The following is an 8,477-nucleotide window of genomic DNA, read 5'->3' on the forward strand; positions in this document are numbered from 1 at the left end:
AAGCATTTCAGAGGCATCGCAACACGCTACGACAAGCTGAAGTCAACCTTTCTCGCTGCCGTGCAACTCGCCTCCGCCATCATCGGAATTAACTGACGACACGCCCTAGGTCTCGACGACGCGATAAAGATGCTGCCCGCGTTGACGCTCGAATGGGCACGTGTTGCGAGTGAAGTACCCGCTGTTGTTGTTAACGCACCGTCAACTGAAACATCCATCGTCGACCCGATCGCCTATACGCTCCAGAATCTTGGTCCCGCCGCTCAAAACGCTCAAAACCTCATGAAGACGGTCGCGCAAGCCATGCTGGCAGTGGATGTCGCCAGCGCAGGGGCGAGTGCTGCCGGTGCAGCGGTTGGAGGCGTCCTCGCGAACCCTGTGGTTCTTGCTGGTACTGCGCTCCTCGCCGTGGGATATCTCGGGGTAAACATGCTTCAGGAAATCCGATCCCATGATCGCGCCAATCGCGCTAGTGGTCTAGCGATGCTGCAGGGCGCTCAGGATGCCCGAATCCAGGAATACATGGACGCATTCGACGACTTGATGGAAAAAACACGAGACAATCTGGAATACGCGCTCCGGCACCGTTACCGGATCTCAGATGCATTGGCAAAAAAGGACCGAATTGTGCATGCGATCGCCGTTGCGCAGCAGCTCCGAGAAGAATTTACGGAGGAGCTTGATCCGGTCTCGGATGTGTTCGGATTTGCACAGCTGAAGGTTGAGATGTGACGGAGACGCTTTCGTCCGGGGGGACTTGGCGCAGGCTGTGCCGGCGACAGCGCTTGACTGGGCATTCAAGGCTCACAGTCGGTTTTTAGGCAGTCTGTCGCCCGAGGTTCGCCGTCATATGGGAGAACGGCGCGAAGAGGCGTATGCTGTGGTCTACGGGCGCACTCAGGTCGGGAAGAGCACTCTGATTCTGAACCTTATGGGGCTGCGTCCAGATGCCGTCGGCGTAGTGTCGAGTGTGCTGCGGGGCGGAAGGAGAGCCGGGTGCTCGTCAACAGCAGTGCCAACAGAATATCGGTGCAGCCGCGACGAATATTGGCGGATCCACAGGAATGCCGAGACGCGCAAGTGCGTCTCAGATTGTGAAGCAGAGGCAGAATTCGCTCAAGTAAGAAAGGCGATGGAGCGAAATGCCGTATCGCCCACGTCGGGCGTGTGCGTGGTCGAGATCCCGGCACACCACTTCGGTGACGAGGCTACCGGCGCACGCGGCACCCGCATTTTGGATCTTCCGGGCGTGGAGGCGGCAGATCCTGTCGAGCGCGAATTCGTTGAACGCGTTGCCAGGAGCCTGGTTCCTAACGCGGATCTAATCTTGCTCGTCGGGCGCGCAGACGATCTGTCTTTTCTATCGCCAGAGCATGTTGCGCTACCTGGGATCGCGGATTGGCAGTACAGCCCTCGCCGTTTCCGTGTAGTGACAACGTATTCATTCACACCGGAAAGTGTTCGGGAGTTTGCAAGAGAGACCGGATGTGTGGGTGATGCTGCAGCGTATCGGACGCGTCTCATGCCCGAACTACAGCGCTTCCGCCCTCTGGAATCAGAAGCACTAAAGCCTGAGCTCTATTTTCCTCTTGAGTTTGGGGACTCGTGGAGGCGCTCCGGCCTCGATCAAACCCCGCTTAAGACTATGGTAGACGGCTTGATGAAACAGCTGCGTCGGGACATCGCGGATGCAATGACTCCAATCGGTCGCCTAATGGGCGCGCTTGACGCTCACATTGTCGTGGCCAAAGTACACGAAGCACGCCTGAAGGTAATTACGGAGTCAGAAAAACGACTGGAACGCGCGTGTGACGCTCGTGCATCTGCGATAGCACAGCTTGAGATGACGCTTCAAAAAGAAATGGACCGGCTAGCAAAGAAAAAGGCTGCTGTCGCGATCGTCACCGACACGACAGTCGCTCATGGTGCGAGGTCTCTCACAGACCGACTTCGTGATTGGGCTCTCAGGAAGCAGAAGGAAATTCAAGGACAAATAACCGAGAACAAGAACACTGGCACGTTCCTAAGTGTCATAGGCAATGCGACGCAGTCTCTCGGAAGACGCATCCCGATGATCGCCGAAGAGTTACTCGTGGACGGCGGCGTAGAACCCACCGTGTTCTGGAAACGAGTTTATAAGCTTTCAATGCCGCTGAAGGCGGCAAATGTGTCGGGAATTGCGGAACGCGAATTCGCAGCATTGCGGTCGAAACTGGAAGACTACGTAATCGAGAGCTACTGGTTCACGGAGGAAGGAAGCGACTATTTTAGCGATGTCAATGCACTTATGGCTGCGTACGAGCGCCTGACAGAGAGGGCCGCAGCCGCGCTCACGAGTGAACTCACGGCACGTGCGCAGGAAGCGCGCTGTCAACTGCGCGATGAGGTGCGCCTGCTGGAGAGCCGGGCTCTCGAGACGAAACATGTTCTTATCGCCGAGCGGTTTGCGATTGATCGGATCAAGGCGGATCTGACTGAGTGCAACGATGCGCGTCGGCGTGCAGAACGCACGTGTCAAGAGGAGATGGAGCGGAGCCACCAGTTTATCGCGTTGCTTGCGGAGGAATATAACCGGGCAGTTGAAACGACGTATCGCAGCATAATCGATGCCCCGGATGCGGTCACAGCATTTGAAGAACTTGTGTATGGCTCGGCGCTGCCTGCAGCCCGCAAAGGGGTACTGGCACGAATCGGCAATCCGGCTGGACAATGAAAAACAGAGAAACCCTATGAACGAAATTAAACCGATAAACCTCGGCGCCCCGCCGGAAGAGATCGCGAAAAAGGAACAGGAACTTGGTGAGCTTCTGTCTCGCGTGCTCGACACGCCGCTGCGACCTGTGTGCGCGGCGCTTGATGGTCTCGGCGTCTCGGCAACACAGACCGTTAAGCGACTAGACGATCTCACTGCAGAAGTCGGCGCGACCGACGAGAGCGTGATTACCGTACGAAAGAGTTTGAAGGAGTTGCTGGAAAGGCATGACTCACTCGATCACCATCTTAGCGAAGCCTTCGGTAGGCGGGAAAAAGCGGAAGAAAGTGCTTACAGTGCAGTCACCGCTGTGCAGGCTGCCGTCAGGGAATTACTCGTGGAGACTGCACGGGCTACGCAGCTTGCGAACGATGTGGCAGCCGCGACCGCTCGCGACGGTGAACTGCTAAATGTATGTCGTGTCGCACGAGATGAGGCTCAGCATGCAGCACAAGACGCTGTCAGGCGTGGACGCATCTCGCTGTGGTTGCTCGGTATGGCATTGTTTTTTATATGTAGTAGCGTAGCAACAAATATTATTATATTATCGCACGAATATATTCACGTCTATAAGTAGAATTAGTGAGTTAATCAAGTTTGGAGGAATGCAAATCCAACAATTAAGACGGTCTGTCCGGGTAAAAATATCATTCGATATCACTGCATATCCTGTTCGGAGGCCGGCACAAGCATAATTAAAGCTCGATCTTATCACTCGACTTCTGCTGTGACACGTCTGGTCGGATGTCCGTTTTCGGATTACATAATCGCACTTGGAATGTCGCCTATTAGGCGTAAGCAGTAAGTCCGGCTACGAGATCCGGCAGCCGGAGCCGCCGCAGTCAGGCCTCGAAGCTTGTGGAGCGTGATACGGCCTCCCAGACCGCAACCTCGGATTTCATCTGCTCAAGCTTTTGTGTCACGAGGCCCAGAGCGTCTTCACCGAGGAATAGGCGCGTCGGTGGATTTTCCGATGAAACCAGCGTCAACAGAGCCTGAGCCGCCTTATCAGGGTCCCCGGGTTGGTTGCCACTTTTTGCCTGCCGGGATGCGCGGATGGGATCCATGACGGCATCGTAATCGGCAATGCTGCGTGCCGTGCGATCCATCGAACGCCCCGCCCAGTCCGTGCGGAACTGGCCGGGCGCGAGAGCCGTGACATGGACATTGAAGGGCGCGACCTCTTTGCCGAGGGATTCCGATATGCCTTCAAGCGCAAATTTGCTTCCGCAATAAAAGCTGATCCCTGGCATCGTGATGAACCCACCCATGGACGTAACATTGACGATATGGCCACGCCGCCTCTCGCGCATCCCCGGGAGCGCCGCCTTGATCATCGCCACCGCCCCGAACACGTTCGCATCGAACTGGTGCCGCAGATCATCAATGGAGGATTCCTCCAGCACGCCCTCATGGCCATATCCGGCATTGTTAACGAGTACGTCGATCGGCCCTCTCAGGCGCTCTTCGGCCGCGATCCGCGCCGGGATGGCATCGAAGTCCGTCACATCGAGTTCGAGCGCATGCGCGCGCCCCGGAGCTTGGGCCTCGAACGCAGCGCCATCTTCTGGACGACGCACGGTGCCGATGACGCGATACCCTGCGCCCAGGGCACCGGCGGCGAACGCCCTGCCGAGACCGCTACTCACGCCGGTGATCAGAAATGTGCGAAGGGGGGATTTCGACATATGGCTTCGCTCCAGCGCCTGGTGTCATTCTTATATCATGATATAAGTTTGTGATGAGCAGGATCAAGCCCCCCTCGTCACCCGACAGCCGCACGGCAAAGCGCGAGCGCGTTCTGGATGCGGCCGCGCGGCTGTTGAGCACAAGCGAAGCAGCGGATTTCTCCATGCGCGATCTGGCCGAAGAGGCGGGCGTCAGCTTTGCGACCCCATTCAATTATTTCGGATCCAAGATGGCGATCATGCACGCGCTTTCCGCGCGGCTCATCGATACGATGACTGCTCGCTTCGCTGAGGCTCCGGCCGCAGCCGACGCGATAGCGCGCATCCTCACGGCCTTCGACATTGCGGTCGGCGTGCTGCTTGAAGCGCCTGCTATAACAAAACCCGTGGTCGGATCACTTGGGAGCCCGACGACGGAACCGGGGCGCGTTGCCGATCATTCTCGTGTGTTATGGGCTGTAGCCCTGGGGGACCTTACTGGCATTCGTGAGGAAATGACCGCAATCGCCCGATCCAGCCTTCCGGATCATCTGGCTCTGGGGTTTCGCGGCTGTATTTCGTTCTGGGTCGCTGGTGAAATTGCGGACGAAGACCTGCATGAAAGAGCATTTGCGATGGCGGCAGCCCTGCTTCTTGGTTTTGTGCAGCCCCAATTCCAGGACCGATTGACGCACCTGCTGCGACTGGACGCGCTAAAGATTTCACCCTGATAAGCGACCGTGTTCAGGCGCTCGCCCCTAGGCGCGAATCCTATCCCGCACACAGATGAAAACAGGTGATTTCGGAAGGCCTGCCAAGCCGGAGTGCGAAGCCCGGCCATAAACCGGTGCCGTTGCTGACGTAGAGCGTCATGCTGTCCACATCGTAGCGTCCGGAGACAAACCCGTTATTGCCGCGCGCGACGAGACGATCGAGGCCGACGATCATGCCGCCATGAGTATGTCCCGACAGCTGAAGGGCGACGCCAAGTGCGGCAGCGGCGCGCGCATCGCCTGGCTGATGATCGAGCAGCACGATCCGCGCGTCGGGCGGCCTACCCGTGAGCGCCGCGTCAAGATCCGGGCCAGCCTGCCCGTGCCCGCGTGCCGACCGGTCGGTCACGCCCGCGATCACGAGATGCGCCGCGCCACGCGTGATGACCGCATGGCTGTTCAGAAGCATGTGGAGGCCCAGCCCGGCCAGTTGCTTCATCCACTCGGCGTAGTCGAAAAAATACTCGTGGTTGCCCGGTATCGCCAGAACGCCGTCCGGTGCACGCAACTGCGCGAGCGGCGCCACGTCGGCACGGCGCATATCCACCGAGCCGTCGATGAAATCGCCCGTTACGACGATCATGTCCGCACCCGCCGCATTGGCGCGCACCACGACCGATGCTGCCCATCTGGCAGGAAAAAGCCGACTGATATGCATATCGGTCAACTGGAGCAGCCGATATCCGTCGAAGGCCGGGGCGAGCCCATGGATGGTCACCGTCACATCCCGGACCGGCGGCACCCGCAGCGCGCCGGCGACACCGATGGCGGCGAGCACGCCCGCGATGCCGCCCACGGCTTCCCGCTCCAAGGCAGACATATGAACGGGCCGCCACGCCGCAAGCGCCATGGCCAGCGCGCCGACATCAAGCCCGATCTGAAGCACTGTGAGAAACAGGATCGCCCCAAACGCCCAGTTGAACACGATAATGAGCGGCCGGGGAAATTCCGGCGCGAAGACCGACCCCGAGGAGAGCTTGCACCAGAAGTGATAGAGCGCGGCCACGATCACCAGAGCGGCCGCGACCAGCTTCAGCCCGAGGGGAAGCGGTAGCGGCCATAACCAGTTCAGGATCACGACAAGCACCGGCAGGCTGAAAATAACAAGGCGCAAAGCTGGTAGTGTCCTCTTGAGAAAACGGCTTACGGAGCGTGTTCCGATGCTCCGTAAGCCGAACGTGGTATGGAGGCGTCAGGCGAAACGCTCTCCAACCATCTCCTCGCTTTTGGCCCAGAGCGCCTCGGCATGTGTGGGATCGAGAGCGTAGGCGCGCACCCCCTCGCTGACCAGACTGATCGGCTGGTCATTCGGCACGACGGCGCTCACATGGCAATCCTCACAGTAATGCGCGCCCACCGCATCGGCCGCAGCCACGACGCCTGCCCATACGGACGTCGCTGCTCCCTGCGGAATGGTCTTGAGCTGGAATGGCGGCTGTCCCTCCGCCGCGGCCTGCGCGTTGATCTGCTCCACCATGGCCTCAATGCCGCCGGGAGGCATATGCCGGACCAGCTCCGTCATGATCACGCCGGGATGCACGGCCGTCGCCCGCACGCCCCGTGCGCGATGCCGCGCATCGAACGCGACCGCAAAGAGGATATTGGCCGTCTTGGAGCGCCCGTAGGCCACAAAGGGCTCGTAAGGCGTATGCTCGAAATTCGGGTCGTCCAGATCGACGTCGGCGAAGCGATGGCCGGCCGAGGACACGTTGACCAGCCGGGCGCCGTCACGCATCAGCCCCGCGATCCGGTTGATCAGGACGAAATGGCCGAGATGATTGGTGCCGAACTGCGTCTCGAACCCATCCTTCGTATGGCCGAAAGGCGTGGCCATCACGCCAGCGTTGGCGATGACCAGATCGAACGGAGCACCTGCCGCGTTCAATCGGTCGGCGCAGGCACGCACACTGGCCAGATCCGCGAGATCGAGGACGGTCAGTTCGAACGCGCCCCCTCCGCTTTCGGCATCTGTACGCACCTGCCCGGTCGCGTGCTGGGCTTTTTCCAGATCGCGCGCCGTGCCCACGACATGCGCCCCATGAGCGGCCAGCGCCCGCGCCGTTTCAACGCCCAGCCCGGCGGAAACTCCGGTCACGAGGACGCGCTTGCCCTTCAGGGACACGCCGGAGAGAACATCCTCGGTCGTCGAGGTCGCGCCAAAAATCTCTGCCATTGATGAACTTCCTGGAATGATGCGTCGATCTCTTGCCGAAACAGGCTTCGGCATTTTATGTGGAGACATACTCCGCTTCATATATACGGAGGGATACTCCGTTTAACAAGGGGAGAGCAGGTGAGTGCGGTGAAAACACCAGGACGCAGGCCGCGCAGCGACGGTCAACGCAACCGGGAGCGCCTTCTGGTCGTAGCCAAAGCGGCCTTTGCGGCTGGCGAGATCGACATTGCCCTTGATGAGGTCGCGCGCCGCGCGGGAGTGGGCATCGGGACGCTCTATCGTCATTTCTCAAACCGCGATGCGCTGATCGAAGCGGTCTATTGCGTCGAACTGGATCGGCTTGCCGAGGCCGCGCCCGCTCTGGCCGCGCGACATCCTCCGGTGGAGGCGCTGCGTGCGTGGATGATACTCTTTGTGGATTACATCGCCGCCAAACAGATCATCGCGCCCGCGCTCAAGGGGTTGGTGGGCGGGACGGGCGCGCTCTATGCGCGATCTGGTGACGTTCTCAAGGCGGCGATCGACGGGCTTGTGGCATCGGCCGTCGAGAGCGGGGACATGCGTGTCAATATCGAGCCCCTGGACCTGCTCCGCGCTCTGGCTGGTGTTTCGAACTTCGCATCCGGACCGGGTTGGGAGGCCAGTGCGAAACGTCTTGTCGATATCCTCATTGCGGGATCGCAGGCACCGGCACCGTAACGACCAGTTCATCCGGGCTCCGTCCGCTATGCGGCGCCCCCGATGTTGTCAGTTCTGTCCAGCATGACGGCGTATCCTGACGACAGTTATACACTCACGAGCAGCGTATTCGCTTGATGGGGTATTGATCCATTTGTCCGTCTTCTGAAAGAAATATGGCGTGCTCAGCTTGCGCCTGTGCCATCAAGAGATGATCAAACGGATCACGATGATGCATAGGTAGAGACATCAGGATCTGCAGGTGTTCGGGCTCTATTTGCAGCAGAGAAAAACCTTCTCCAGGAATTGCTGCCAGAATATCGCTCATATCCGCATCCAGTTTACCGATACGGATTTTGATCGCAATCTCCCACAGCGAAACAATGCTGACCAGAATGTCGTGAATCGGATCCGCAATGATCTCCCGTGCC

9 protein-coding genes and 1 pseudogene are annotated in these 8,477 nt (G+C 59.2%); 6 read left to right on the forward strand and 4 right to left on the reverse strand.

Annotated features, from left to right (window positions below; genetic code table 11):
- From GOB81_RS16810 to GOB81_RS16825, 4 genes and pseudogenes are all read left to right on the forward strand, one after another.
- Positions 1-96 (forward strand): annotated as a pseudogene (locus GOB81_RS16810) (IS5/IS1182 family transposase); the annotation flags it as partial.
- A gap of 33 nt (positions 97-129) precedes the next feature.
- Positions 130-732 carry a hypothetical protein gene (locus GOB81_RS16815; protein ID WP_173571397.1) on the forward strand — a complete coding sequence of 201 codons (603 nt, stop codon included), beginning with the start codon at positions 130-132 and terminating at the stop codon, positions 730-732.
- Positions 733-1,132: 400 nt separating this feature from the next.
- A complete protein-coding gene (locus tag GOB81_RS16820) occupies positions 1,133-2,713 on the forward strand; it encodes a P-loop NTPase family protein (protein WP_173571398.1) in 1,581 nt (526 codons plus the stop codon).
- Between the two features lie 16 nt (positions 2,714-2,729).
- Positions 2,730-3,329 (forward strand): hypothetical protein, encoded by a 600-nt coding sequence (locus GOB81_RS16825; protein ID WP_173571399.1) that lies wholly within the window; start codon positions 2,730-2,732, stop codon positions 3,327-3,329.
- Between the two features lie 265 nt (positions 3,330-3,594).
- Here GOB81_RS16825 and GOB81_RS16830 read toward each other — a convergent pair whose 3' ends face one another.
- Positions 3,595-4,440 carry an oxidoreductase gene (locus tag GOB81_RS16830; protein ID WP_173571400.1) on the reverse strand — a complete coding sequence of 282 codons (846 nt, stop codon included), beginning with the start codon at positions 4,438-4,440 and terminating at the stop codon, positions 3,595-3,597.
- A 53-nt stretch (positions 4,441-4,493) separates the two neighbouring features.
- Here GOB81_RS16830 and GOB81_RS16835 point away from each other — a divergent pair, with 53 nt between their 5' ends.
- Positions 4,494-5,150: a TetR/AcrR family transcriptional regulator gene (locus GOB81_RS16835; protein ID WP_173571401.1), complete on the forward strand. Its 657-nt coding sequence runs from the start codon at positions 4,494-4,496 to the stop codon at positions 5,148-5,150.
- Positions 5,151-5,190: 40 nt separating this feature from the next.
- Here the strand turns inward: GOB81_RS16835 and GOB81_RS16840 are convergent, their stop codons facing one another.
- Together GOB81_RS16840 and GOB81_RS16845 are read right to left on the reverse strand one after the other, a co-directional pair.
- A complete protein-coding gene (locus tag GOB81_RS16840; RefSeq protein WP_173571402.1) occupies positions 5,191-6,306 on the reverse strand; it encodes a metallophosphoesterase in 1,116 nt (371 codons plus the stop codon).
- Positions 6,307-6,384: 78 nt separating this feature from the next.
- Positions 6,385-7,365, reverse strand: a complete 981-nt coding sequence (locus GOB81_RS16845) for an SDR family NAD(P)-dependent oxidoreductase (protein WP_173571403.1) — start codon at positions 7,363-7,365, stop codon at positions 6,385-6,387.
- A 120-nt stretch (positions 7,366-7,485) separates the two neighbouring features.
- Here GOB81_RS16845 and GOB81_RS16850 point away from each other — a divergent pair, with 120 nt between their 5' ends.
- Entirely contained in the window at positions 7,486-8,067 is a 582-nt protein-coding gene (locus GOB81_RS16850) for an SbtR family transcriptional regulator (protein WP_173571404.1), read from the forward strand.
- 94 nt (positions 8,068-8,161) lie between these two features.
- On the opposite strand, the gene GOB81_RS16855 is transcribed toward GOB81_RS16850, so the two are convergent.
- The coding region (locus GOB81_RS16855; RefSeq protein ID WP_173571405.1) for a type II toxin-antitoxin system VapC family toxin at positions 8,162-8,477 on the reverse strand (316 nt) is incomplete at its 5' end.

Origin of the sequence: Acetobacter conturbans, from assembly GCF_011516755.1 — a bacterium.
GTDB lineage: Bacteria > Pseudomonadota > Alphaproteobacteria > Acetobacterales > Acetobacteraceae > Acetobacter > Acetobacter conturbans.